The 24,003-nt window shown below is 70.7% G+C and carries 21 protein-coding genes; 12 read left to right on the forward strand and 9 right to left on the reverse strand.

The window, feature by feature from the left end; genetic code table 11:
* Window positions 1–62 precede the first annotated feature (62 nt).
* Both FNV62_RS29400 and FNV62_RS29405 read left to right on the forward strand, forming a co-directional pair.
* Window positions 63–1,505, forward strand: a complete 1,443-nt coding sequence (locus FNV62_RS29400; RefSeq protein WP_313905033.1) for an MGDG synthase family glycosyltransferase — start codon at window positions 63–65, stop codon at window positions 1,503–1,505.
* Window positions 1,502–2,251, forward strand: a complete 750-nt coding sequence (locus FNV62_RS29405) for a polysaccharide deacetylase family protein (protein ID WP_097285753.1) — start codon at window positions 1,502–1,504, stop codon at window positions 2,249–2,251. Before FNV62_RS29400 ends, FNV62_RS29405 begins: the two co-directional genes overlap by 4 nt.
* Window positions 2,252–2,270: 19 nt before the next feature.
* Here the strand turns inward: FNV62_RS29405 and FNV62_RS29410 are convergent, their stop codons facing one another.
* Both FNV62_RS29410 and FNV62_RS29415 read right to left on the reverse strand, forming a co-directional pair.
* Complete coding sequence (locus FNV62_RS29410; protein WP_097285754.1) at window positions 2,271–2,948, reverse strand: class F sortase; 678 nt, start codon at window positions 2,946–2,948, stop codon at window positions 2,271–2,273.
* Window positions 2,949–3,087: 139 nt separating this feature from the next.
* Window positions 3,088–3,990: a hypothetical protein gene (locus tag FNV62_RS29415; protein ID WP_143602539.1), complete on the reverse strand. Its 903-nt coding sequence runs from the start codon at window positions 3,988–3,990 to the stop codon at window positions 3,088–3,090.
* Window positions 3,991–4,367: 377 nt separating this feature from the next.
* Here FNV62_RS29415 and FNV62_RS29420 point away from each other — a divergent pair, with 377 nt between their 5' ends.
* Entirely contained in the window at window positions 4,368–6,182 is a 1,815-nt protein-coding gene (locus FNV62_RS29420; protein WP_097285756.1) for an APC family permease, read from the forward strand.
* 54 nt (window positions 6,183–6,236) lie between these two features.
* Here FNV62_RS29420 and lysA read toward each other — a convergent pair whose 3' ends face one another.
* The 3 genes from lysA to FNV62_RS29435 form a co-directional block, all read right to left on the reverse strand.
* On the reverse strand, window positions 6,237–7,685 hold the full coding sequence (gene lysA, locus FNV62_RS29425; RefSeq protein ID WP_143627666.1) for a diaminopimelate decarboxylase: 1,449 nt from the start codon (window positions 7,683–7,685) through the stop codon (window positions 6,237–6,239).
* A gap of 9 nt (window positions 7,686–7,694) precedes the next feature.
* Window positions 7,695–8,111: an SAV_915 family protein gene (locus FNV62_RS29430; RefSeq protein ID WP_143608901.1), complete on the reverse strand. Its 417-nt coding sequence runs from the start codon at window positions 8,109–8,111 to the stop codon at window positions 7,695–7,697.
* A gap of 211 nt (window positions 8,112–8,322) precedes the next feature.
* Window positions 8,323–8,862, reverse strand: a complete 540-nt coding sequence (locus FNV62_RS29435; RefSeq protein WP_143627668.1) for a universal stress protein — start codon at window positions 8,860–8,862, stop codon at window positions 8,323–8,325.
* A 239-nt stretch (window positions 8,863–9,101) separates the two neighbouring features.
* On the opposite strand from FNV62_RS29435, the gene FNV62_RS29440 reads away from it, so the two are divergent.
* Complete coding sequence (locus tag FNV62_RS29440) at window positions 9,102–10,199, forward strand: magnesium and cobalt transport protein CorA (RefSeq protein ID WP_097285759.1); 1,098 nt, start codon at window positions 9,102–9,104, stop codon at window positions 10,197–10,199.
* A 43-nt stretch (window positions 10,200–10,242) separates the two neighbouring features.
* On the opposite strand, the gene FNV62_RS29445 is transcribed toward FNV62_RS29440, so the two are convergent.
* The gene (locus tag FNV62_RS29445) at window positions 10,243–10,848 is read right to left on the reverse strand and encodes a flavin reductase family protein (RefSeq protein ID WP_097285760.1); all 606 of its coding nucleotides are present in this window, start codon (window positions 10,846–10,848) and stop codon (window positions 10,243–10,245) included.
* A gap of 117 nt (window positions 10,849–10,965) precedes the next feature.
* The gene (locus FNV62_RS29450) at window positions 10,966–11,403 is read right to left on the reverse strand and encodes a hypothetical protein (RefSeq protein ID WP_003974483.1); all 438 of its coding nucleotides are present in this window, start codon (window positions 11,401–11,403) and stop codon (window positions 10,966–10,968) included.
* Between the two features lie 400 nt (window positions 11,404–11,803).
* On the opposite strand from FNV62_RS29450, the gene hemL reads away from it, so the two are divergent.
* The 8 genes from hemL (at window position 11,804) to FNV62_RS29490 (ending at window position 20,215) form a co-directional block, all read left to right on the forward strand.
* A complete protein-coding gene (gene hemL / locus FNV62_RS29455; protein ID WP_079089196.1) occupies window positions 11,804–13,120 on the forward strand; it encodes a glutamate-1-semialdehyde 2,1-aminomutase in 1,317 nt (438 codons plus the stop codon).
* Entirely contained in the window at window positions 13,117–13,830 is a 714-nt protein-coding gene (locus FNV62_RS29460) for a histidine phosphatase family protein (RefSeq protein ID WP_054232110.1), read from the forward strand. The genes hemL and FNV62_RS29460 overlap by 4 nt, the downstream gene beginning before the upstream one ends.
* A gap of 174 nt (window positions 13,831–14,004) precedes the next feature.
* The gene (locus tag FNV62_RS29465) at window positions 14,005–15,348 is read left to right on the forward strand and encodes a hypothetical protein (protein WP_097285762.1); all 1,344 of its coding nucleotides are present in this window, start codon (window positions 14,005–14,007) and stop codon (window positions 15,346–15,348) included.
* A 66-nt stretch (window positions 15,349–15,414) separates the two neighbouring features.
* On the forward strand, window positions 15,415–16,038 hold the full coding sequence (locus FNV62_RS29470; protein ID WP_097285763.1) for a TlpA family protein disulfide reductase: 624 nt from the start codon (window positions 15,415–15,417) through the stop codon (window positions 16,036–16,038).
* A complete protein-coding gene (locus FNV62_RS29475; protein WP_143602544.1) occupies window positions 16,035–16,817 on the forward strand; it encodes a cytochrome c biogenesis CcdA family protein in 783 nt (260 codons plus the stop codon). The genes FNV62_RS29470 and FNV62_RS29475 overlap by 4 nt, the downstream gene beginning before the upstream one ends.
* A 3-nt stretch (window positions 16,818–16,820) precedes the next feature.
* Window positions 16,821–18,638 carry a cytochrome c biogenesis protein ResB gene (locus tag FNV62_RS29480; protein WP_143627672.1) on the forward strand — a complete coding sequence of 606 codons (1,818 nt, stop codon included), beginning with the start codon at window positions 16,821–16,823 and terminating at the stop codon, window positions 18,636–18,638.
* Window positions 18,635–19,747, forward strand: coding sequence for a c-type cytochrome biogenesis protein CcsB (gene ccsB / locus FNV62_RS29485; RefSeq protein WP_181650424.1), 1,113 nt, complete (start codon window positions 18,635–18,637; stop codon window positions 19,745–19,747). Before FNV62_RS29480 ends, ccsB begins: the two co-directional genes overlap by 4 nt.
* Before the next feature lie 57 nt (window positions 19,748–19,804).
* Complete coding sequence (locus tag FNV62_RS29490) at window positions 19,805–20,215, forward strand: SRPBCC domain-containing protein (RefSeq protein ID WP_179858246.1); 411 nt, start codon at window positions 19,805–19,807, stop codon at window positions 20,213–20,215.
* 74 nt (window positions 20,216–20,289) lie between these two features.
* Here FNV62_RS29490 and FNV62_RS29495 read toward each other — a convergent pair whose 3' ends face one another.
* Together FNV62_RS29495 and FNV62_RS29500 are read right to left on the reverse strand one after the other, a co-directional pair.
* Window positions 20,290–21,834, reverse strand: a complete 1,545-nt coding sequence (locus tag FNV62_RS29495) for an ABC transporter substrate-binding protein (protein WP_097285765.1) — start codon at window positions 21,832–21,834, stop codon at window positions 20,290–20,292.
* The gene (locus FNV62_RS29500) at window positions 21,834–23,942 is read right to left on the reverse strand and encodes a hypothetical protein (protein ID WP_143627674.1); all 2,109 of its coding nucleotides are present in this window, start codon (window positions 23,940–23,942) and stop codon (window positions 21,834–21,836) included. The genes FNV62_RS29495 and FNV62_RS29500 overlap by 1 nt, the downstream gene beginning before the upstream one ends.
* Between the last annotated feature and the right edge of the window lie 61 nt (window positions 23,943–24,003).

Consider the following 24,003-nt stretch of genomic DNA (forward strand, 5'->3'; position numbering starts at 1 on the left):
TTGTTCCGGCGAGTCGGTGACGTCCCCCGTCATGCCCTCACCACTCTGGAGGCTGATCCGCTGTGCCCCACTCCGACAGTCCCACCCGCATCACCGTCATCTCCGCGAGCATGGGGGCCGGGCACGACGGCGCCGCCACCGAACTCACCCGCCACCTCACGGAGGCGGGCTTCCTCGTCGACCGCCACGACTTCCTCGACCTGCTGCCCGCCCGCATCGGAAAGCTGCTCTCCGGCGCCTACCTCCGGCTGCTGACCTGGGCCCCCGCGGGCTACCAGCGCATCTACGCCGCCACCGAGCACGAACGACGCCCCAACCCCGCCGTACGGGCCCTGCTGCGCGGCGCCGAACGCCGCACCCTCGCCACCGTCACCCCCGACACCCGCGCGGTCGTCTCGACCTACCCCGGAGCAAGCCAGGTCCTCGGCGCCCTGCGGCTGCGCGGCCGGCTCGCGATACCGGCCCTGACCTACCTCACCGACTTCTCCGTCCACTCCCTGTGGGTGGCGCCCGGCATCGACGCCCACCTCGCCGCCCACGCGATACCCGCCGCCCAGGCGCACGAGCAGGGCGCGGCGGGCGTCACCGTGACCGGCCCGATGACCGACCCGCGCTTCACCCCCGCCGACGAGGACGAACGGCGTGCCGCCCGCACCCGTTTCGGCCTTCCCCCCGACACACCGCTCGCCCTGCTGGTCGCGGGCTCGTGGGGGGTCGGGCCCGTCCGGGAGGCCGCCGCGGAGATCCTCGGCACCGGGGTCGCCCTGCCGGTCGTGGTCTGCGGACGCAATCACGCGCTGGCCGAACGGCTGCGCGCGGACGGCATCGCCCACGTGCACGGCTGGGTGGACGACATGCCCGGACTGATGCACGCGTGCGACGTCCTCGTCCAGAACGCGGGCGGGCTCACCTCGCTGGAGGCGCTCGCGGGCGGACTCCCGGTCGTCAGCTACCGCTGCATACCCGGGCACGGCCAGACCAACGCCGCCGCGCTCGACGAGGCGGGCCTCGCCCCCTGGATCCGCGAGCCGGACCGGTTGGCGCCGACCCTGACCGAACTCCTCCACGGCCCGCGCGGCCGGGCACAGCGCGAGGCGGGCCTGGCCCTGTTCACCGCGGCCCCCGGCCCCGTACCGGCCGTCACGACGATGGCCCGCGGCCCGCTGTCCGCCACCGCCATTCCGTCCCAGCGCCGCCCGGTCGCCGCGCGGCCCGCCGTTGCCTTCGACGTGTCCGGACTCCCGACGCGCGTACCGGCCGACGCGTTGGCCGGCGTACCGTCCGACGCGCCGAGGTCCGTACCGGTCGAGGCGCCGCGCCTCCCCGTCGCCGCGCGGTTCGCCGCCAGGTCACGGCAGGCGCGGCGCCGTACGGTCCTCATGGTCGCCGCCGTCGCCGCCACCCTCTCCCTCGGCATCGGCGCCCCGCTCGCCTACGCCTACGGGGAGTCCCCCGGCCACCACTTCGGTGCGCTCACCCACTACCTGGAGGACGACGACCGATGAGGTCAGGCCCGGGCCGTACGGCCCGTACCGTCGGGCGGGCCGGGGCGATCGCCCTGCCCGCGCTCGCCGCCGCGCACGCCGCGCCGGTGATCTCCACCTTCGGCCCGCTGCGCAACCGGGCCATGCCCCGCCTCGCCGGCCGCGGCCGCCCCGACCATGTCGCGCTCACCTTCGACGACGGGCCCGACCACCTCTCCACCCCGCACTTCCTGCGGCTGCTGGACGCCCGGGGCATCCGGGCGACCTTCTTCCTGCTGGGCTCGATGCTGGCCCGCTCGCCCGGCCTGGCCAAGGAGATGGCCGCCGCCGGGCACGAGATCGGCATCCACGGCTGGCACCACCGTCCCCTGCTGCTGCGCGGCCCGCGCGCCACGTACGACGACCTCGCCCGGGCCCGCGACGCCGTCGCCGAGGTCACCGGCCGCCCGCCCACGCTCTTCCGGCCGCCGTACGGGGTGATGAACACCGCCGCCCACCTCACCTGCCGCCGCCTCGGGCTGACCCCGACGCTGTGGACGGCCTGGGGCGAGGACTGGCGCAAACGGGCCACCCCGGACTCCGTCCACCGCACCGTCACCCGCGATCTGTCCGGCGGCGGCACCATCCTGCTCCACGACTCCGACTGCACCTCGGCCCCGGACTCCTGGCGCACCACCCTCGCCGCCCTGCCCCGCGTCCTCGACACCTGCGAGACGCACGGCTGGCGGGTCGGGCCGCTGCGCGAACACGGAGTCCCGGGCCTCTGACACGTCACCGGCCGTGAGGTCAGACGAGGTGGGCGAAGACCACCAGGTTCTCTGTGTAGTCCTTCGCCGAATGGTCGTAGTCGCCTGCGCAGGTGATCAGCCGGACCTCGGCGTCGCGGGTGTCGGCGTACACACGCTGGTCGGGGAAGTCGTCCTTCGCGAACGTGTCGGCGTTGTCGACCACGAAGGTGGCCTTGCGCCCGTCGGCCCTCTCCACGGTGAACCGGTCGCCCATCTCCAGTTCCCTGAGGTCGGCGAAGACGGCCGCGGAGGTGGTCGTGTCGACATGACCGGCGATGATCGCGGTGCCCTGCTCACCGGGGGACACGCCCTTGGCGTACCAGCCGACCAGGTTGGTGTCGTCGGCGGTCGGAGGCTGGAGCTTGCCCGCGGCGTCGACGGCCAGTTCGGTGAACGGGGCGTCCACGCCGATCTTCGGGATGAGCAGCCGCGTCGGCTCGGACCGCGGCAGGTGCTTGCCCGGCGGCCGGGCCGAGGACGACGGTGCGAGCGCCGCCGCGCCATGGGGCTTGGCCGAGGGGTCAGAGGGGTCGGAGGGCTTGCCGTGGCCGCCGAACAGGCTCAGGGCCAGGACCAGGATTCCGACGCACCACACGAACATCGGCACGCCGGGCCGTGCGCCCTGGAGCGGCGTCACGGACCGGGGCTCGACAGGGGAGGACAACCGGGATGCCATCGGGCACCACCTCACTGGAACACGTACGGGACAACTCACTGGGCTACGGCGGCGGAGCCGGCGCGGCACGGGGGCAACCAGCCGGGCCGCCACGCTGTGCGCAGGAGGCGGCCCGGGCTGCTATGTCGTCAGGCATGGATCAGGAAAGGCCGTCCGCGGCACGCTTGCGGCGCACCACGTAGGCACCCGCACCGGCGAGAGCCAGGACCGCCAGCCCACCGGCCGTCCTGCCCGGAGTGGCGAGCGCACCGCCACCCGTGTGCATGCCGCCGCGGGGCTTGTCGCGCCCCGAGTCCGAGTCGTCCTTGCCGCGGTCGGAACCCGAGTCGTCGTTGCCCTTGTTGCCCTTGTCGCCCTTGTCCTTGTAGGTCTCCGGGTCGAACTTCTCGTCGTCCTTGTTCCAGTCGTCACTGCGCACGGCGCTGAGGGCGCCGCCGCCGGTGTGCATGCCGCCGCGGGGCCCTCGGCGGTCGGAGCCCGAGTCGTCGCCCTTGCCGTGGTCGGAGCCGCCCTTCTTGCCGTGTTCGTCGCCGGAGTCGTCGCTCTTGCCACGGTCCGAGCCCGAGTCGCTCTTGCCACGGTCGGAGCCGGAGTCGTCCCTGTTCGAGTCCTCGCCGCGCACGGCGCTGAGGGCGCCGCCGCCGGTGTGCATGCCGCCGCGGGGCCCTCGGCGGTCGGAGCCCGAGTCGTCGCCCTTGCCGTGGTCGGAGCCGCCCTTCTTGCCGTGTTCGTCGCCGGAGTCGTCGCTCTTGCCACGGTCCGAGCCCGAGTCGCTCTTGCCACGGTCCGAGCCCGAGTCGCTCTTGCCATGGTCCGAGCCCGAATCGTTGTTTCCACGATCGGAACCCGAGTCGTCACCGCGCACGGTGGTCAGTGCTCCGCCGCCCGCGTGCACCCCCCCGTTCGGCTTGTCGTGCTCCCTGCTGTAGGAAGAGTCATCGTGGCCCCCGTCACCCGCCGTGGCGGCGAGGGCGCCTGGTGCGCCGATCGCGAGGGCGGCTGTGGCCGTCGCGGTGGCGAGGAGCATGCGGGCAGATCGCATCTTCGGAGTCCTTCCGTCGCAGCCAGGCAGCTGACACTGCGTCAGCTCGTGAGAACCCGACCCCGACGTGATCCACCGTCAATCCGCCGGGCTCCGCGCACCACTCGAGCCGCTCACCTGGCGCACCCCCGAGGTCACGCCCACTCAGGCCCATGGGGCCAACCGATGACCCGTCAGACTGCACTGACCTGCTGTTTCGCCAGGGGTGAGCGGCCGTGCCCCCGCCCGCACCGCGCCTCGGGTACTACCCGATCGGCGGCAACACGACTGCGCGTCCCGCACCTTCGGTCCGCGGCGGTCCTGGCGCGTCCTTGCCCCGCCACACCGCACCAAGCCGGTCACACTGACTCAAACACCCTCACCCCCGCGAGGTCCCCATGGCGTACGGCCTGGCCCGCCGCGAACTGCGGCCGAGAGTTCCGCTGCGGCACGGGGAGGGTGACAAGTACCACCTGACCAGCGTCGAGGGGCTCGCCGCGCTCTCCCTGGACGCGCTGAGCTCGGTGGCGTACGGCCCCGAGGCGATCGTGCTCGTACTGATCGCCGCCGGGACGGGCGCGCTCTCCGCCACGCTCCCGGTGACGCTCGTCATCGCCGGACTGCTGGCGGTGCTCGTCGTGTCCTACGGACAGGTGATCGCCGTGCATCCGGACGGCGGCGGCGCGTACGCGGTGGGGAAGAAGGATCTCGGACCGACCGTCAGCCTGCTCGCGGCGGCCAGCCTGGTCGTGGACTATGTGCTGACCGTGACGGTCAGTCTGGCCGCGGGCGCGGCCAGCCTCGCCTCCGCGTTCCCGGTGCTCGGTTCGCACCTGCTCGCGGTCTGCCTGATCGGGCTCGCCCTGCTCACGGCCGTGAACCTGCGCGGTGTGGCCGAGAGCGCGCGGGTGCTGATGCTGCCCACCGTGCTGTTCATCGTGAGCATCCTCGGCATCGTCGTGCTCGGCCTGGGGCGAGGCCATCCCGTGGCGTTCGTCGGCACCGTCCAGCCCGTCCACGCCACCGAGGCACTGAGCGTCCTGCTGCTCCTCAAGGCGTTCTCCTCCGGCTGCTCCGCGCTCACCGGAGTCGAGGCCATCGCCAACGGCGTGCCCTCCTTCCGCGAGCCGCGCGTCAAACGCGCCCAGCACACGGAGCTGATGCTCGGCGCACTCCTCGGTCTGATGCTCATCGGCATGGCCCTGCTGATCCGCCGCGACCATGTCGCCCCGCGCGGCGGCGTGACCGTACTCGCACAGCTGACGGCGGGCGCGTACGGGACGGGATGGCCGTACTACGCGACCAATCTCATCGTCACCCTGGCCCTCGCCTTCGCCGCGAACACCAGCTTCGGCGGTCTGCCCGTCCTGATGAGCCTGCTCGCCAAGGACCACCGGCTGCCGCACCTCTTCGGGCTGCGCACGGAACGGCCGGTGTACCGCTGGGGCGTGGTGACCCTCGCCCTGCTCGCGGCCGCGCTCCTGATCGCCGTGAACGCCGACACCCACCGCATGATCCCGCTCTTCGCGATCGGCGTGTTCATCGGCTTCACCATCAGTCAGACCGGTCTCGTACGGCACTGGGCCGGGCAGCGTCCGCACGGCTGGCTGCGGCGCGCGGTCCTCAACGGGGTCGGCGCGGTACTGACCGCCGTGGCGGGCGTCGTCCTGCTCACCACCAAGTTCCTGGAAGGAGCCTGGGTGGTGGTCGTCGCCATCCCGCTGCTGATGCTGCTGTTCGACCGCATCCAGCGCTACTACACGACCGTCGGCCTGGAACTCGGACTCGGCGAGGTCCCGCCGCCCCTGCGTGTCGGCGACTCCCTCGTCATCGTGCCGGTCGGCGAGGTCAGCAGACTCACCCAGCACGCGCTGTCCGCCGCCCGCGCCCTCGGCCACGAGGTGGTCGCCGTCGCCGTACACGCCGACCCTGCCAAGGTCCGCGCCCTCAGGGAGAGTTGGGACCGCTGGAACCCGGGCGTACGCCTGGACGTCGTCGACAGCCCACAGCGCTCGCTCGTGGAACCGATCGTCGCGTACGTCCGCAGGGCGGAGGAGGGAGGACGGCAGATCGCCGTCCTCATCCCCGAGGTGGAACCCCTCCACCGCCGCTATCAGATCCTGCAGAACCAGCGCGGTCTGCTCCTCGCCGCCGCGCTGCGGGCCCGCACGGACGTGGTCGTCTGCGTGGTGCCCTACCGGCTCAGCCTCTGAACCGGCCGCCGGGCCAGGTCCTGATCCCGAAGAGGGCCCTACGGCCCCGCAGCCCTACAGTCCGATGTCCCGGCGGTTCATGTCGTCCTGTGATTCGCGGCGTACGAGTGTGCGTGCGGTGCCGTTGGAGACGGCGATCACGGGTGGGCGGCCGATGAGGTTGTAGCCGGAGGCCATGGAGAGGTGGTAGGCGCCGGCCGCCGGGACGGCGAGGAGGTCACCGGGGCGTACGTCGCCGGGCAGCGCCACCTCGTCCGCGAGGATGTCGCCGGCTTCGCAGTGGCGGCCGACGACGGTGGCGAGGCGGGGTGGTGCGGTGGTGGGGCGGCCGATGAGGCGGGGTGCGTAGCGCACTCCGTAGAGGGCGGGTCTGGGGTTGTCGCTCATGCCGCCGTCGACGGCGACGAAGGTGCGGGTGCCGGTGCGTTTGACGGCCAGGACGCGGTAGACGGCGACGCCGGCGGGGCCGGCGATGGCGCGGCCGGGTTCGAGGGTGAGGCGGGGCAGGGGCAGGTGGGCGCGGGCGCAGCCGTCTTCCAGTTCGGCGCGGACGCGTTGGGCCAGGGCGGAGATGTTGAGGCTCTCCTCGCCGGGGCGGTAGGCGATGGCGTGGCCGCCGCCGATGTTCAGCTGGGGGAGGGTGATGCCGTGCTGGTCGCGGATGCGGGCCATCAGCCCGACCATGCGTCGGACCGCGGCGACGTAGGGTTTGACGGTGGTGACCTGGGAGCCGATGTGGCAGTGCAGGCCGACGAGTTCGAGGTGTGGCTGGTCGAGTATGCGGGTGACGGCGTGTTGTGCGGAGCCGTCGGTGAGGGAGAGGCCGAACTTCTGGTCGTCGGTGCCGGTGCGTATTTTGGTGTGTCCGCCGGCGGCGATGCCGGGTGTCACGCGGACCATGACGGGCTGGCGGGTGCCGGGGGGTGTGAGGGCGGCGAGGCGGGTGATCTCGGAGGTGCTGTCCACGACGATGCGGCCGACGCCGAGGCGCAGGGCGGTGCTGAGGTCTTCGGGGCTTTTGGCGTTGCCGTGGAGCACGATTTTCTCGGGTGGGAAGCCGGTGGTGACGGCGAGTGCGAGTTCTCCGGCGGAGCAGACGTCGAGGCCGAGGCCTTCTTCCTGGATCCAGTGGGCCATGGCCCGGCACAGGAATGCTTTGGCGGCGTAGAGGATGTCGGCGTCGGGGAACGCGGTGCGGTAGGCGCGGCAGCGCTCGCGGACTTCCTGTTCGTCGAGGAGGTAGAGGGGGGTGCCGAAGCGGTCGGCGGCCTCGGTGAGGGAGACTCCGCCGACGGAGACGTCTCCGTGGGGTTCGGGGCGGGCGGAGCGGGGCCAGACGGAGAGGCCTTCGGCGTCGCGCGCGTCGGCGGGGGCTCCTTGGCCGGGGCTGTCGGTCCCGGGTGCCCGGTGCAGTTCCTGGACGGCCTGTTTCCGAACAGGCTGTTCCTGGACTGGTAGTTCCTGAACAGGCGGTTCCTGGAGGGGCAGTTCCTGAATGGACATGGCGTCTCCTCAGCCGATCAGCAGGTTCAGGCATGCGACGACGGCGGCGGCGCCGGTCACCCGCAGGGCGCCGACGTGCTGGGGATGCCAGCGGCGCCAGGAGTTCTCGCGTTCTCGGGCCGTGGCCGCGGTGCGGTCGGCCGAGGGGGCGGAGAGCTGCGGGTCGATGGTGAGGGTGGTGACGCCCAGGGGCGCGGCGAGGGCGCGCAGCGCGGGTTCGCAGAGCCGTATGCAGGCCTGGTCCGTGCCGAGCGTGGCGGTGAGCCTGGCCGCCGAGGTGAAGCCGACGGCCGTACGGCCGCCCAGGGGGGTGCGGAAGAACCGGGCCGTGCAGCCCGCGGGCCCCGACCGGACAGGAACGAAGAGAAGTCCGGCCGGGAAACGTTCGGAAGGCTCGGGATCCTCGGAGCGGTCGACTGGAGACATGGTGCTGCTCCTCGCGGAAGAGATGGGCGCCGGCCGGTTCGGCCGTGCGCCTCTGTGAGGCTATGCCCGCCGGGCCGGGGACGGGGCCGCTCGCTGACGGAGGTTTGACGCGTTGCCCCGTCCCCGTAACGCGCCCCTGACGTGGGCGGCTGGGGGTGTTGTTCAGGTCACCCCGGACCCGGGGTGACCCGGGCGACACCCCCTGGGTCGCTCAGGACCTGTCCTCGGTCAGCTCCCGCGTGTCGAGCGGCAGCCCCAGCCGGATACGGCGGTGCACCGAGGCGAGCTCGCGGGACAGGGGCGAGGGCGGCAGGGCCAGCACCGGGCAGACGGCGTGCGCGAGGCAGTACCGGGCGACGGACGGGAACAGCCACCGGTGCAGAATTCCTCGGCACCCCGGGCCGACCACCAGCAGGTCGTCGCCCCGGTCGGCGGTCTCGACCAGCACCCGCCCCGGTGTGCCCCGTACGACAAGGCCCTGGTGCGGGACCCCGGGCCCCGCGTCGCCGAAGGCGGTGTCCAGCGCGGCGAGCAGCCGTCGGCCCGCGTCCAGCCGGAGCGTGGCCATCGGCAGTGGGCTGAGCGCACTGCGGTGGGCGAAGTCACCGCCGGGCGGCTCCCAGGCGATCACGACCAGCAGTTCGGCTCCGCCGCGCCGGGCCTCCGCGGCGGCCCGGCGCAGGGCCGCCAGGCTCCCCGGTGAACCGCTCACTCCCGCGACCACGCGCGGTCCCCGCTCTTCCTCGCTCATCGCTCGCGCACTCCTCGATGTCGGTCCACACACGTACCCATCGGCCATCGAAGGGCCGGAGGACGGCGGCGGACCGCCGCGTTGGCGCGGGCCTGACGGCGCGGGCGTGATTTATGACGCCCCCCTGACACCGCGGGACCGGCGCAGGGCGCACGCTCGAACCGGGCTCTGACGTCGGTCTTACCCCTTGCTGGCACACTGGCCGTCCATTCCGGGAAATCCGGGGGAAGGAGCACCGCATGTCGATGGTCGGCAACCTGCGCAAAGTCGCCCGTCTGGCACGCGGCGGACGCCGGGTGGACCTGAGTCACCCCGCCCGCTCCCCGCTCGGCTCCGCCGTCGTCAACTGCGTCATCTACCGCGACGGCGTCCGCCAGGAGGCAGCGCCCAGCGTCGAGGAGTCCGTCGCCCGGGTCCGCAAACGCGGCGGCCACGGGTTCGTCTGGCTGGGGCTGCACGAGCCGACCGAGACGGAGTTCGCCCGGGTCGCCGAGCTGTTCGGCCTGCATCCGCTTGCCGTCGAGGACGCGGTCCACGCCCACCAGCGCCCCAAGGTCGAGCAGTACGGCGACGTCCTGTTCGCCATCTTCAAGACGGTCTCCTACGTGGAACACGCCGAACTGACCGCCACCAGCGAGGTCGTGAACACCGGCGAGATCATGGTCTTCGCAGGCCCCGACTTCGTGGTGACCGTGCGGCACGGACGGCACGGCTCCCTCGGCCCCCTGCGCGAGGACCTGGAAGCGGAGCCGGAGCAGCTGGCCAAGGGCCCGGCCGCGGTGCTGCACGCCATCGCAGACCACGTCGTGGACGACTACCTGACCGTCACGGACGCCGTCCAGGTCGACATCGACCAGGTGGAGACGTCCGTCTTCTCACCCCGCGGTGCCAGGGGCGCCGACGCCGGCCGCATGTACCAGCTCAAGCGCGAACTCCTCGAACTCAAACGCGCGGTGGTCCCCCTCGGCCGCCCTCTCCACATCCTGGCGACCGAGCCGATGCGCCTCGTCGCCCCCGAGATACAGGCGTACTTCCGTGACGTCGCCGACCACCTGTCCCGGGTCACCGAACAGATCACCGCCTTCGACGCCCTCCTGGACTCCATCCTCCAGGCCCACCTCGCCCAGGTCTCCGTCGCCCAGAACGAGGACATGCGCAAGATCACGGCCTGGGCCGCGATCATCGCCGTACCGACGATGGTGTGCGGCGTCTACGGCATGAACTTCGACCACATGCCCGAACTCCACTGGCGCTTCGGCTACCCCTTGGCCCTCACGGTGATCGCCGTGTCGTGCTTCGTCATCCACCGGGGGTTCAAGCGCAACGGCTGGCTGTGACCGCGGCCGTGTCCCCAGCCCATGCCCCGGCCCCGGCCCCTGCCTAGGGACGCGGTTCCTCGTAGGGGATGCGGCTCAGGTGCAGGACCTCTCCCAGCGTGCCCCACTCGTCGCCGCCGAGCTTGGTGAGCGGGAGCAGACGTGCGGAGCCGGGGCGGCCATCGACGATGTGGTCCTCGTGCACCGCCGCGTGGAGCACCCGTCCGAAGACGAGGGTGGAGTTCCCCATCCGCAGGGTGGTGTGCGAACGGCACTCGAGAACGACGGGGGAGGCCGCCACTCGGGGCGGTCGTACCCGCAGACTCGGTTCGCGGTCGATTCCCGCGAAGTCGAATTCACTGACCGACCGGGGGAAGTCGGTGGCAGTGGCGTTGATCAACCGCAGCAGCGGTTCGGAGGAGAAGTTGACCACGAACTCCCCGGTGTCCTCGACATTGCGCAGGGAATCCTTGCGGCCGATCGAGGTGAACTGCACGATCGGCGGGTCGGTACTGGCGATGCTGAAAAAGGAGTGCGGGGCGAGGTTCTCGGTCGAGCCGTCCGGTGTGACGGTGGAGATCCATGCGATCGGACGAGGGATGACGACCGAGGTGAGGAACCGGTAGAAGTCGGCCCCGCGCATGGTTTCCGGGTCGAAATCGACGCGCATGGAATTCAGTATCCGCCGGTCCGGTGCGGTATGCCCGTCATGCCCCGTCATGCCCGTTGTGCGGACCGTTTCCGGGCGGGACCCGAAGGCCTCGCCCGTGTCACGGAGAACCGGAGATCAGGGCCACACCAGGCAGTACGGCTGATGCCCCGCCTCGTGCAGACGATGGCTGAAATCCTGCCATTCGTGGAGAAGCTGGTACACGTTGAAGGCGTCCCGCGGGCCCCCGCGGTCCGGGACCGTCGACCAGATGAAGGCCGCCGCGCCGACCGCCTCCTCGCCGATGCCCCGCAGGGGGTCGACGACGGTCATGGGGAGCTTCACGACGGCGTAGTCGGGGTGCAGGACGACCAGTTCCAGGGGCGGGACCTTGTGGAGAGGGACGCCCTCGATGCCGGTGAGGACCATCGCGGCCATGGTCTCCGGCTTGATCTTGGTGAACATGCCGTTCATGCCGAGCTCGTCGCCTCCGAGTTCCTCGGGGCGCATCGAGATCGGCACGCGGGCCGCCGTCGCGCCGTCCGGCGCGCCGAAGTATTTGTAGGTCACCCCCACCCGGCCACCATTCCCGCTTCCTGCCCTGAGCCGGTCTGCCCCGCGGTCCGTGTAGTCCATACCGTCCATACGGCCCGACGGGTCGATCCGCTCAGGATCGTTCTGTGATCCTTGCGACCCGGATGATCCGGGAGAGCCCGGCGACCCCTGCGTCTGTCGTGCCTCGGCCGCTTCCTCCGCCTCGCGCCGGTGCCTTCCCCGCCGGGCACGCCGAGGACCGAGGTCATCGGTCCCCTCGCCCAGTCCGCCACCGCGATGCATATCTCCACCCGACTGCTTTTCTAAGGCGCGCGACCCCCGCCACGCAACCCGATCATCGTGACAGTGACCTCCCCCACGGCCGCACGCCGAAACGTACGCTGAAACACCTGTCCGCAGGATCTTCGCAGCCTCTGACACCATGGCCCGTGTGAGCTATCCGTACGAAGCCCCAGTTTCGCAGACTCTTTTCGACCGTGCGGCTGCCGTCACGCCCGGCGGCGTGAACTCTCCGGTGCGCGCCTTCCGTGCCGTGGGCGGTACGCCCCGCTTCATGGTGTCCGGAAACGGTCCATACCTGACCGATGCCGACGGGAGGGAATACGTCGACCTCGTGTGTTCATGGGGGCCGATGATTCTCGGACACGCGCATCCCGACGTCATCGGCGCCGTCCAGGAGGCCGTCGCGCGCGGCACCTCCTTCGGCACTCCCGGTGAGGGCGAGGTCGCGCTCGCCGAGGAGATCGTCGCCCGCGTCGAGCCCGTCGAGCAGGTCCGGCTCGTCTCCAGCGGGACCGAGGCGACCATGTCCGCCATCCGGCTCGCCCGCGGGTTCACCCGGCGGTCGAAGGTGATCAAGTTCGCCGGGTGCTATCACGGGCATGTCGACTCGCTGCTGGCGTCGGCGGGGAGCGGGGTGGCGACCTTCGCGCTGCCCGACACCCCCGGTGTCACCGGCGCCCAGGCCGCGGACACGATCGTCCTGCCCTACAACGACCTCGAAGCCGTGAACGAGGCCTTCCACGCGCACCCCGGTGAGATCGCCTGCGTGATCACCGAGGCCTCGCCGGGCAACATGGGCGTCGTACCGCCCCAGCCCGGGTTCAACCAGGGACTCAAGGACGCCTGCGCGCGCAACGGCGCCCTGTTCATCTCCGACGAGGTCATGACCGGGTTCCGGACCAGCAAGGCCGGTTGGTACGGGATCGACGGGGTACGTCCCGATCTCATGACCTTCGGCAAGGTCATGGGCGGAGGATTCCCCGCCGCCGCCTTCGGTGGCCGCAAGGACGTCATGGAGCACCTGGCTCCCGCGGGGCCCGTCTACCAGGCCGGCACGCTGTCGGGCAACCCTGTCGCGACCGCCGCCGGGCTCGCCCAGCTGCGGCTGCTCGACGACGCCGCGTACGACAAGGTCGACGCCGTCTCCGAGCAGATCCGCGGGCTGGTCACGGAGGCGCTGAGCAAGGAAGGCGTGGCGCACCGGCTGCAGACCGCCTCCAACATGTTCTCGGTCTTCTTCACCGGGCGTGAGGTGCGCGACTACGAGGGCGCGAAGGCGCAGGAGTCCTTCCGGTTCAGCGCGTTCTTCCACTCGATGCTGGCGCAGGGTGTCTATCTGCCCCCGTCGTCCTTCGAGTCGTGGTTCGTGTCCACGGCCCACGACGAGCGGGCCATTCAGCGGATCGCCGACGCCCTTCCGGCGGCGGCCCGGGCAGCGGCGGAGGCCACGGCATGAGCCAGGATCAGACGCAGGATCAGACACAGGGCCGGGATCAGGACATCACCGTCGTGCATCTCATGCGGCACGGCGAGGTCGCCAACCCGGACGGGGTGCTGTACGGGCGGCTGCCCGGCTACCACCTGTCCGAGCTCGGGCGGCAGATGGCCGAGCGGGTCGCCGAGCACCTGGCCCCGCGGGACGTCACGCATGTCGTCGCCTCCCCGCTGGAGCGGGCGCAGGAGACCGCGACGCCCATCGCGAAGGCGCACGGTCTCGACCTCGACACCGACGGGCGGCTGATCGAGGCCGAGAACGTGTTCCAGGGGAAGACCTTCGGCGTCGGGGACGGGGCGCTGCGGCGGCCCGAGAACTGGAAGCACCTCGTCAACCCGTTCAAGCCGTCCTGGGGCGAGCCGTACGTCGATCAGGTCGTACGGATGATGGGGGCGCTGGACGCCGCCAAGGACGCGGCCCGTGGGCATGAAGCGGTGCTGGTCAGCCACCAGTTGCCGATCTGGATCGTGCGGTCCTTCGTGGAGAAGCGGCGGTTGTGGCACGACCCGCGCAAACGGCAGTGCACGCTGGCGTCCCTGACGTCCTTCACCTACCGCGGCGACAAGATCGTGTCCGTGGGGTACAGCGAGCCCGCCCGGGATCTCGTTCCCGCCCATCTCCTCGCGGGCGCCAAGCCGGTGAAGGGGAAGGGCAAGGCGTTCGGGGCGTAGAGCGTCTATTCCCGTACATGTTGGCGCAAAGTGTTCGTATGCGTCGCTACCCGAACTGTTCTTCGTAAAATACGACCAACCTTGCGCGTTCGAAGGAACCTATCTGCTTGTCGTGCCCTCTCATTGTGTGTCAGCTGGGAGCCAGCTGAGAGGGCGCGATGAGATGGGGACCGAATGCGGGACATCAGCCGGCGGGGAATGATCGGCCTCGGGGCGGGTGCCGCGGCGGCGATGGGACTCGCGGCGTGCGGCACCGATCAACAGGACGGTCATGGCGGGGGCGGTGGTTCCCGGTCGGGCGAGCCCGGTGCGTCCGACAAGCCCGGCGCCTCCTCGCGCCCCGCCCGCCTGATAGGCGACGGCTCCACCTCCTTCACGGGCAAGCAGCCGAAGCAGCCCGCGAAGCCGGTTCCTCTGGAGGCCGGCCAGACCCCTCCGCAGTTCGTGATCTTCTCCTGGGACGGCGCGGGTGAGGTCGGGACCGGTCTCTTCTCCCGCTTCCTCGGGCTCGCCCGCGAGCACGAGGCGCACATGACCTTCTTCCTCTCCGGGCTGTACCTCCTGCCCGAGTCGAAGAAGCGCAAGTACCTGCCGCCGAACAACCCCCGGGGCGCCTCCGACATCGGCTATCTCTCCGACGACCACGTCAAGTCGACGCTCGGGCTCGTCCGGCAGGCCTGGCTCGACGGCCACGAGATAGGCACGCACTTCAACGGCCACTTCTGCTCCGGCCACGGCACCGTCGGCAACTGGACGCCGGCGCAGTGGCGCAGTGAGATCGACCAGGCCAAGTCCTTCGTCAAGGAGTGGCGGACCAACACGGGCTGGACCGATCTGCCCCCGCTGCCCTTCGACTACGAGAAGGAACTCGTCGGCGCGCGCACCCCCTGTCTGCTCGGCCAGAACAACCTGCTGCCCACCGCCAAGGAACTCGGCTGGCGCTACGACGCCTCCTCGCCCGGCGGCCGCCAGGTCTGGCCGCAGAAGCGGCACGGACTGTGGGACCTGCCCCTCCAGGCGATCCCCTTCCCGGGGCGCAGCTTCGAGGTGCTGTCCATGGACTACAACATGCTGGCCAACCAGTCGATCAACTCGACGAAGGCGCCCGCGCACAACTACCCGGCGTGGCGGCAGCAGGCGGGCGAGGCGTACGTCGCCGGATTCCGGCGGGCCTACGAGAGCAACCGGGCGCCCTTCTTCATCGGCAACCACTTCGAGCACTGGAACGGCGGCATCTACATGGACGCCGTCGAGTACGCCTTCAAGCACATCGCCCGGGAGAAGGAGAAGGGCGAGGACGTCCGCCTCGTCTCCTTCCGGCAGTACGTGGACTGGATGGACGTACAGAAGCCCGAGATCCTGGCCAAGCTGCGGACGTTGGACGTGGGACAGCGGCCCGCGGGTGGCTGGAAGACGTTCCTCGGCGACACCGGCAAGGGGACCGGTACGAGTTCGGGCACCGGCACAGGCAAGGGCTCCGGGACGGCCACTTCCAAGGGGTCCGGGGACGCCGCCTGAAATGGTGTTTTCCGCCCGCAAGGGGGGTGCGGAAGATCCTCGAAACGGGCATGCGAAACTTTTCACATGAGTGCCGCCTGCCGCGCCGAACAGCGCTCGAACCGCACCCGTAGCCGTGCCGCCCTGCTCACCACCGGGGCCGCCGTCGCCGCGCTTGTCCTGTCCGCGTGCGGTTCGGGAGGGACGTCCGGGGGCTCGGGCGACAGCAACTTCGTGGCGGGCAAGGACGGCATCTCTACCGTCGCCAAGGGCTCCCGGGTCCAGGCCCCCGACCTCTCCGGCCCGACCGTGGACGGCAAGCAGCTCGACGTCAAGGACTACAAGGGCAAGGTCGTCGTCCTGAACGTGTGGGGCTCCTGGTGCCCGCCGTGCCGCGCCGAGGCACCGAACTTCGCCAAGGTCGCCAAGGACACCGCGGCGAAGGGCGTGCAGTTCGTCGGCATCAACACCCGTGACGCCAACGTCAGTCTGGCCCAGGCGTTCGAGAAGCAGCACGACGTCACCTTCCCCAGCCTCTACGACCCCACGGGCAAGCTGCTGCTCCGCTTCAAGAAGGGCACGCTGAACCTGCAGACGATCCCCTCCACGATCGTCATCGACCGGGACGGGAAGATCGCGGCCCGCACGCTGCAGGCCCTCAGCGAGGAGAAGCTCCGCGAGATGCTCGACCCCGTTGTCGCGGAGAAGTGACCGACGTGTCCCTTCTCGCCGCGTCCACGAACCTCGCCGCGTCGTCCGACACCGTCGTCAGCGGTGCCCTGGTGCTCGCCCTGCCGATCGCCGTCCTGGGCGGGCTCGTCTCCTTCTTCTCGCCGTGCGTGCTGCCGCTCGTCCCCGGCTATCTGTCGTACGTGACCGGTGTCACCGGCACGGATCTGGCGGAGGCCAGACGGGGGCGGATGGTCGCGGGCGCCAGTCTGTTCGTGGTGGGGTTCACCGCCGTGTTCGTCTCCGGCGGCGCGCTGTTCGGCTACTTCGGATCGACCCTCCAGGAGTACCAGAGCACGCTCAGCAAGGTCCTCGGCGTGCTGATGATCGCGATGGGCGTGTTCTTCATGGGGATGATGCCCTGGCTCACGCAGCGCGAGTTCCGCTTCCACAAGCGGCCGGTGACCGGCCTGGTGGGTGCTCCGATACTCGGTGCGCTCTTCGGTATCGGCTGGACGCCCTGCCTGGGACCGACGCTCTCCTCCATCAATTTTCTTTCCATGAACCAGGCGAGCGCGGGCCGCGGCGCCATACTGACCGTCGCGTACTGCGTCGGTCTGGGAGTGCCCTTCGTCCTCGCCGCCGTCGCCTTCCGCAAGGCGCTCGGCGCCTTCGCCTGGGTCAAGCGGCACTACGCATGGGTGATGCGGATCGGCGGCGGCATGATGATCGTGACCGGCCTGCTCCTGCTCACCGGCGCCTGGGACAGCATCGTGCAGCAGATGCAGACCTGGTCCAACGGCTTCACGGTAGGGATCTGATCGATGAGCACGACCGACACCGACACCGGCACGGGCAGGACGAAGGACCCGGCGACCGCCAAGCGGCACATCGGGGTGAGCGCCGACGGCGAACTCGGCGAAGCCGGATCCCAGCTGTCCACCGCGCCGGTCGACACGGCCGTGCCCGGCTCCTTCGGCGGGTCCCGCGCGCCCGGCGCCCTGGGCTGGCTGACCTGGACCGGCCGTGAGGTCGTCGGCTGGGCCCGCTGGTTCTGGCGGCAGCTGACGTCGATGCGGGTCGCCCTGATCCTGCTCTTCCTGCTGTCGCTCGGGGCGATCCCCGGCTCGCTGATCCCGCAGTCCGGGACCGACGCCCAGAAGGTGGCGGACTTCAAGGACGCGCACAGCATCCTCGGGTCCGTCTACGACAAGCTCGGCCTGTTCCACGTCTACAGCTCGGTGTGGTTCTCCGCGATCTACATCCTGCTCTTCGTCTCGCTCATCGGCTGCATCGTGCCGCGCACCTGGCAGTTCGTCGGGCAGCTGCGCGGCCGTCCGCCGGGCGCCCCCAAGCGGCTGAACCGGCTGCCCGCGTACGCGACCTGGCGCACCGGGGCCGAGCCCGAGCAGGTCCGCGAGGCCGCCCTCAAGATCCTCAAGCAGCGGCGGTTCAGGGCACACATCGAGAAGGACGCCGTCGCCGCCGAGAAGGGCTACCTCCGCGAGACCGGCAACCTGCTCTTCCACATCGCGCTGATCGTGATGCTGGTCGCCTTCGCCTGGGGCCAGCTCTTCAAGTCCGAGGGCAACAAGCTGATCGTCGAGGGCGACGGGTTCTCCAACACGATCTCGCAGTACGACGACTTCAAGTCCGGCAACCTCTTCAGCACCGACGACCTCACGCCGTTCAGCTTCAACCTCAAGAAGTTCACCGGCACCTACGAGCGGACCGGCCCCAACAAGGGCACCCCTCGCACGTACCAGGCGGACATCACCTACAGCATCGGCGCGTACGGCAAGGCGAAGAAGACCACCGTCAAGGTCAACGAGCCGCTGAAGATCGGCGACTCGAAGGTCTATCTCACCGCGCACGGCTACGCGCCCGTCGTCACCGTCCGGGACGGCAAGGGCAACGTCATCTACCACGACGCCGTGCCGATGCTGCCGCTCGACCCGAACGTCACCTCGCAGGGCGCGATCAAGGTCATGGACGGCTACAAGAACGCCCAGGGGACGAGCGAACAGCTCGGTTTCTCCGCCTTCTTCGTGCCGACCTTCGCGGGTGCGGGCAAGGGCGACATGTTCTCCCAGTTCCCCGCGCTCGACTTCCCCGTGCTCGCGCTGTCCGGATTCCACGGCAGCCTGGGGGTCGACGCGGGCATCCCGCAGAACGTGTACCAGCTCGACACCTCGAAGATGAAGCAGTTCAAGGACGCGAAGGGCAACATCGTCAAGGCGCGCCTGCTGCCCGGCGAGACGATGAAGCTGCCGAACGGCGCCGGCTCCATCACCTTCGACAAGGGCATCAAGGAGTGGGCGAACTTCCAGGTCACCCAGCAGCCCGGCAGTGACTGGGCGCTGGTCGGTGCCTTCACCGCGATCTTCGGTCTCGCCGGTTCGCTCTTCATCCAGCGCCGCCGCGTGTGGGTGCGGGCGGCCACCGGGGCCGACGGCGTCACCGTCGTCGAGATGGCGGGCCTCGGCCGCAGCGAGTCCGCGAAGCTCCCCGAAGAACTCGGCGACCTGGCCGCACTCGTCCACGAACAGGCGCCCACCAAGCCCGACACAGACGAAGCCGCAGTCGAAACCGACCCCGACGCCGAACCCTCCGTACCTGCCGCCGAAGGGGCTGAGAAGTGACTCTCGCCACCGCAACCGACCTGGGTGCCGTGACCGATCTGGCCACGGCCACCAACGAACACCTCGCCAACATCAGCAACACGCTGATCTACTCCGCGATGGCCGTCTACACCCTGGCCTTCTTCGCGTACATCGCCGAGTGGATCTTCGGCAGCCGCAGCAAGGTCGCCCGTACGGCCGCCGCGCTCACCACCACCGAGAAGGCGAAGGCCCCCGCGGTCACCGTGCAGTCGGCGGGCGGTACGGCCGTCCTGGAGCGGCCGAAGGTCGTCACCCGGTCGGCGGCGGGCGCCCGTGACGTGCCCGACGGGCCCGGCGCACACGGTGGTGACGAGCAGGGCGACCTCTACGGCCGGATCGCGGTGTCCCTCACCGTGCTCGCCTGGGCCGTCGAGGCGGCCGGCGTCGTCGCCCGCGCGCTGTCGGTGCAGCGGGCGCCGTGGGGCAACATGTACGAGTTCAGCGTCACCTTCTCCACGGTCGCCGTCACCGTGTACCTGGCGATGCTCGTGCTGAAGAAGAACATCCGCTGGCTGGGCCTGCCCCTGGTCACCACCGTCCTCCTCGACCTCGGCCTCGCGGTCACGGTGCTCTACACGGCGAGCGACCAGCTGGTGCCCGCGCTCCACTCGTACTGGCTGTACATCCACGTCTCGACCGCGATCCTCTGCGGCGCCGTGTTCTACGTGGGCGCGGTCGGCACCCTGATGTACCTCTTCAAGGACTCGTACGAGAACAAGCTCGCCACCGGCGGCCGGCCGGGCCGTTTCGCCACCTCCGTGATGGAGCGGCTGCCCTCCTCGGCCTCCCTCGACAAGTTCTCCTACCGCGTCAACGCCGCCGTCTTCCCGCTGTGGACCTTCACGATCATCGCGGGCGCCATCTGGGCGGGCGACGCGTGGGGCCGCTACTGGGGCTGGGACCCGAAGGAGACCTGGGCGTTCATCACCTGGGTCGCCTACGCCTGCTACCTGCACGCCCGCGCCACGGCCGGCTGGAAGGGCCGCAAGGCCGCGTACATCGCCCTGATCGCCTTCGCCTGCTTCCTCTTCAACTACTACGGAGTCAACATCTTCGTCTCCGGCAAGCACTCCTACGCGGGCGTCTAGGACAGGTCCTGGCCTTCGGCGCGTGCGGAACGGGCCGCCTCGGGCCACGCTGGTGTCATGACCGGAGTGACCCGAGGCATCGAAGAGGGCGCCACCGAGACCCGGGAGGACGGCACCCGCGTCCTGCACTACCTGCTGCGTTTTCCCCAGCCTGTGGAGAACGTCTGGGCGGCGGTGGCCACCTCGGATGGACTAGGGGGATGGCTGGCCGCCGCCGAGGTGTTCGAGCCACGCCTCGGTGGGGCGGTCACGCTGCGCGGGATCGGCAGCGGTCGGATCACGGCGTGGGACGTCGAGCGGATCGCCGAGTACACGGTCGAGGGGCGGGGCCGCATCCGCTTCCACCTGGAGCCGACCCGCCCGTCCGGCACGACGGTCCGCTTCACCCACGAGTCCCCAAGAGACGAGGACCCGGGCTGGCGCCAGCGTTTCGAGCACCTGTCGGCTTACGTCGAGGGCACTCCCTAGGGGCGCGGGGAACTGCGCGACCAGCCACACACGACCCGCACCCACCCGACCACGGAACTCCAGCGGCGCCCCCGTCAAGCCGGCGGCAGACACTCCGCGGAGGGCGGCTTCCCCTCAGGCCACGCGATCTTCACAAAGCGGGCCCGTGACTCGGGCGTCAGCTGCACGATCGGCACCGCCTTGTCGTACGGATTGCCGTGGGCGTCCAGACAGATCCACCCGCTCGCCCCGTTCACCCGCAGCTCCTTGCCCTTGACCTGCGGCCACTGGAGCCCGACGTCCGCGAGGGCCGGGATCTTCCCCGTCGGCGACGCCCCGCGGATGCCGCGCACGGCGAGCCGCATGGCGTCGTACGCGATGATCAGCTGGCCGTCGTCCAGGGCGATCGGCCCGAGGGGCCCGACCGGCTCCTTCCCGGCACCCCCCAGAAGCGACTGCAGCACCTTCGCGTCGGCCGCGCTGCCGCCCGTCGTCGCGGCGTCCTTCAGCCAGGCGTCCGGGTGGGCCAGGGACGTGTAGCGGACGGTCAGCAGCGGGTCCTTGAGGGCGGCCGGGTCGAGGTCCTTGTCCCCGGCGAGATAGGAGCCCTCGTCGCCGGTGAGCACCGTGAACCGGCGGTCGTGGCAGCCGCGCTGGCCCAGCATGTTGATGAACTGCCGCAGCTGGGTGTGGCGCCCCGCGAACAGGATGGTGTTCGTGGTGGTCGGCGTGTTGCAGAGGATGTTGGTGATCTGCATGAAGACGTTGGAGGTGCTGCCCTCCTTGCTGCGGTCGGCGGGCGGCGTGAACGGCTGGGCCTCGTAGCGCGATCCCTTGAGCATCTTCTCGAAGGAGGCCTGGAGCGTGCGCGTGTACGGGTCGCCGGTGCGGTCGTAGACGAGGAAGGCGTTGGCGGCGGAGACCTTGGCGAAGGAGGCGAGGGCGCGGGCCTCGTCGGTGTTGGTGGGGGAGACCCGCGCGAGCCCGGGGAAGGGGTCCTTGCCGTTCTGCCCGTTGGCCAGGTCGTCGGCGGTGATCGAACTCCCTATCACCGGGATGCCCCGGCTGGTCAGCTCCTGGACGGCCTTCTTGTTGTTGTCGGTGCTCAGGCCGACCCCGGTCACCGCGCGCAGCCGGTCGGAGCCTCCCGTCATGCCCGCCAGCTGGTCGACCGTGTGCTGCCAGTACGTGCCGGTGGAGCCGGGGTTGGCCAGCACCAGGCGGATCTTCGGCTTCAGGTCGGTGGTGTCGTGGTTGGCCTGGTACTGGGCCAGATAGGCGCCCTGGAGCTCGTGCAGCACATCGCCCAGGTTGTCGGCGTCGGTGGCGGTGAAGGGTTCCAGGAGCGCGACGGTGACGTAACTGCCGGGCGCCAGTCGGGCGTTCTCGCGATGAATGGCCCGTACGGTGTCGGCGAACTGCGCACGCCCGAAGGCGTACGTCGTCCACGAGACGCCCACGCACTCGTCGCTGCCCTTGGGCTGGACGACGCCGGGCGCGCAGGAGCGATTCTCCTTGGTGGCCGTCATACCGCCCCAGACGCCGAGGCCCGCGAGCACCGCCGCGAGGGTCAGCGCGACATACCTGCGGAAACGAATCTCCCAGACGTCCTCGCGCAGCCAGGTCCACAAGCGCGCCATCACAGGTCCCCGTTCACGTTGTCGTCGTCGTCACCAGGGACGCGCAGCGGGTGGCCGGCGAGCGCGTCGGACGGCCACTCCCGCGAGGCCCGCCACAGCAGCGGGTTGCCCGCGGGCCGCAGGTTCGACAGCTGCTCCAGCTCGAAACGGAGCCGGTCGGACACCTTCGGGTCGGGCAGCACCAGCGGATCGGTGAGCTGCCAGACCGCGTGCAGCAGCCGTCGTACCCGTAAGTGCAGTACGGCGTCCACGCTGTCCGGCGGCTGCTGGGCGGCGTCGGTGCGGCCGAGCGCGACGGCCGCCCGGTCGTCGTGGCCGCCGTGGCCGCCGAAGTCGCGGCCGTCCGGGTCGTGTGCGTGGTAGTAGGGCGCGGACGCGATGAAGACGAGCGAGGACAGCCAGGACGCGGTGTCGGTGCGCGGGAAGGTGTCGCGCAGGTGCGCCACCGCGAAGTCGGCCTTGCCGAGCGCGAGTTCGTGGTGCAGTCGATAGCGCGCGCCGTCCGGCTGGTCCCCGTCGCCGTAGTGGTCGATGAGGGCGCGGTGCACGGACTGCCAGCGTGCGTGGTCGGGGTCGTCGTGGTGCAGCCGCAGCAGGAGCAGCGCGCGCAGGAACGGATCGCCCACGAACTGTCCGGCGGCGCTCGGCCAGCCCTCCTCGGCGAGCCGCTCCTCCAGCGCGAGGACCCCCGACGCGCCGAAGTCGTCGGAGAGCTGGACCTCCGCGAGCACGCAGGCCGAGTCGCGGTCGTGGGCCGCGGCGAGCACGGTCAGCTCGTCGAGCCGGCCACCGGGTACGAGCCGGTCGAGCAGCTCCTGATAGGTGGGCCGGCCGTCGTTGTCCTCGTGGACGGCGACGTCGGAGGTGAGCAACTCGCCGAGCGACTTGGCTCCTTGGGGGAGGTTCTGGCGGGCGGAGTCCGCGAGGAGGGTGACGCCGAGCGGGCTGCCGCCGGACAGCCGGTGGGTGGCGTACGGGAGTTGAGGGGGGACGGCGAGGCCCTGCGAGACGCCGCCCACGAGGTGCAGGGTGTCGTCGGGGGTCAGCGGCGGCAGCGCGACGAGCAGCGCCCGCGAGGACGGTGAGGTGCCCGGCTCCCAGCCGGTGTGCCGGGCGACCTCGGGGAGGGTGCGGCGGCTCGCGTTGCGCAGCGCTCCATGGGTGTATCCGCGCAGGGCGGCGAAGAAGACGACGTGGTCGGCGATGCCGTCGGCGCGGTCGCGCAGCACCGGTTCCAGCAGGCCGAGGCCCGCTCGTTCCTGCACGTTGTCGATCAGCACGACCGGGCGGCCCAGCCGGTGCGAGCGCTGCATGACCCCCGCGTACGCGTCGTCGAGGTCGGCCAGCAGGGCCCGTACGAGATAGCGCTCGGCGTGGGTGCGGGAGTCGCCGCCCGCCCGGAAGTGCGAGGAGAGCAGGATCAGGCCGAGCTTGGGATTGCCGCCCGCGTTCGGATAGTCGCGGTACCAGGTGGCGGCCCTGCGCAGCCGGCGGGGAGCGGGACCGATCCCCTCGGCGAACGCCTCCAGGGTGGCTTCGATGATCGGCGCGATCACGGGACCCGTACCGCTGAGCGAGGCGATGAGCTTGGAGACGACCTTGCTCACCCAGCGGCCCGCGAACCCCGAGAGCCATGAGCCGGTCTCGTTCAGCAGCAGGATCCGCTCCGCCTCCTGCCGGATGCGGGGCACGTCGCGATCGCTCCAGCCGCTCGCCGCGACGGCCAGCAGCCCGGACGTCAGGCGTGGGAAGCCGATCCGCCCGGCGCCGGTCACCGGCTCCGCGAGTTGCTCGGCGATGGTGGTGAGCGCCTGTCCCACCGGCGACCAGGACTCCGCGGGCCGCTCGGCGGGTGGGCCGGCGAACTGCCGTTCCTCGCCGTCGATCAGCGCGACCGGTGTGTGCCCGCGGTACGCGTCGCGCAGCTCCCGCAGTACGGCGCTCTTGCCGAGCCCCCGCCCGCCCGCGAACACCACGAAGGGCAGTTCCTTCGGGTGTTCGTACGGGTTCGAGCGGAGCTGGTACGGGCGCAGGCCGACGAGCCGTGACGCAAGACCGGGCGGATCGGTGTCGAACAACGCTCCGCGTCCGTGCAGCCCTCTGTGCACCGCATCTCCCCCTGGCGCGGTCCGGTCCCGCTCTGTGCTGCTGTGAGGTCTATCAACACCA

This window comes from Streptomyces sp. RLB3-17, from assembly GCF_007113425.2.
Taxonomy (GTDB): domain Bacteria; phylum Actinomycetota; class Actinomycetes; order Streptomycetales; family Streptomycetaceae; genus Streptomyces; species Streptomyces mirabilis_D.

Bases quoted from the DNA above. Each gene is read 5' to 3' on its own strand.
- FNV62_RS29440 (WP_097285759.1), top strand. From the start codon at position 9,102: ATGTCGATGGTCGGCAACCTGCGCAAAGTCGCCCGTCTGGCACGCGGC.
- FNV62_RS29445 (WP_097285760.1), bottom strand. From the start codon at position 10,848: ATGCGCGTCGATTTCGACCCGGAAACCATGCGCGGGGCCGACTTCTAC.
- FNV62_RS29405 (WP_097285753.1), top strand. From the start codon at position 1,502: ATGAGGTCAGGCCCGGGCCGTACGGCCCGTACCGTCGGGCGGGCCGGG.
- FNV62_RS29415 (WP_143602539.1), bottom strand. From the start codon at position 3,990: ATGCGATCTGCCCGCATGCTCCTCGCCACCGCGACGGCCACAGCCGCC.
- FNV62_RS29460 (WP_054232110.1), top strand. From the start codon at position 13,117: ATGAGCCAGGATCAGACGCAGGATCAGACACAGGGCCGGGATCAGGAC.
- hemL (WP_079089196.1), top strand. From the start codon at position 11,804: ATGGCCCGTGTGAGCTATCCGTACGAAGCCCCAGTTTCGCAGACTCTT.
- lysA (WP_143627666.1), bottom strand. From the start codon at position 7,685: ATGTCCATTCAGGAACTGCCCCTCCAGGAACCGCCTGTTCAGGAACTA.
- FNV62_RS29410 (WP_097285754.1), bottom strand. From the start codon at position 2,948: ATGGCATCCCGGTTGTCCTCCCCTGTCGAGCCCCGGTCCGTGACGCCG.
- FNV62_RS29495 (WP_097285765.1), bottom strand. From the start codon at position 21,834: ATGGCGCGCTTGTGGACCTGGCTGCGCGAGGACGTCTGGGAGATTCGT.
- FNV62_RS29490 (WP_179858246.1), top strand. From the start codon at position 19,805: ATGACCGGAGTGACCCGAGGCATCGAAGAGGGCGCCACCGAGACCCGG.
- FNV62_RS29465 (WP_097285762.1), top strand. From the start codon at position 14,005: ATGCGGGACATCAGCCGGCGGGGAATGATCGGCCTCGGGGCGGGTGCC.
- FNV62_RS29420 (WP_097285756.1), top strand. From the start codon at position 4,368: ATGGCGTACGGCCTGGCCCGCCGCGAACTGCGGCCGAGAGTTCCGCTG.
- FNV62_RS29470 (WP_097285763.1), top strand. From the start codon at position 15,415: ATGAGTGCCGCCTGCCGCGCCGAACAGCGCTCGAACCGCACCCGTAGC.
- FNV62_RS29480 (WP_143627672.1), top strand. From the start codon at position 16,821: ATGAGCACGACCGACACCGACACCGGCACGGGCAGGACGAAGGACCCG.
- FNV62_RS29430 (WP_143608901.1), bottom strand. From the start codon at position 8,111: ATGTCTCCAGTCGACCGCTCCGAGGATCCCGAGCCTTCCGAACGTTTC.
- FNV62_RS29435 (WP_143627668.1), bottom strand. From the start codon at position 8,862: ATGAGCGAGGAAGAGCGGGGACCGCGCGTGGTCGCGGGAGTGAGCGGT.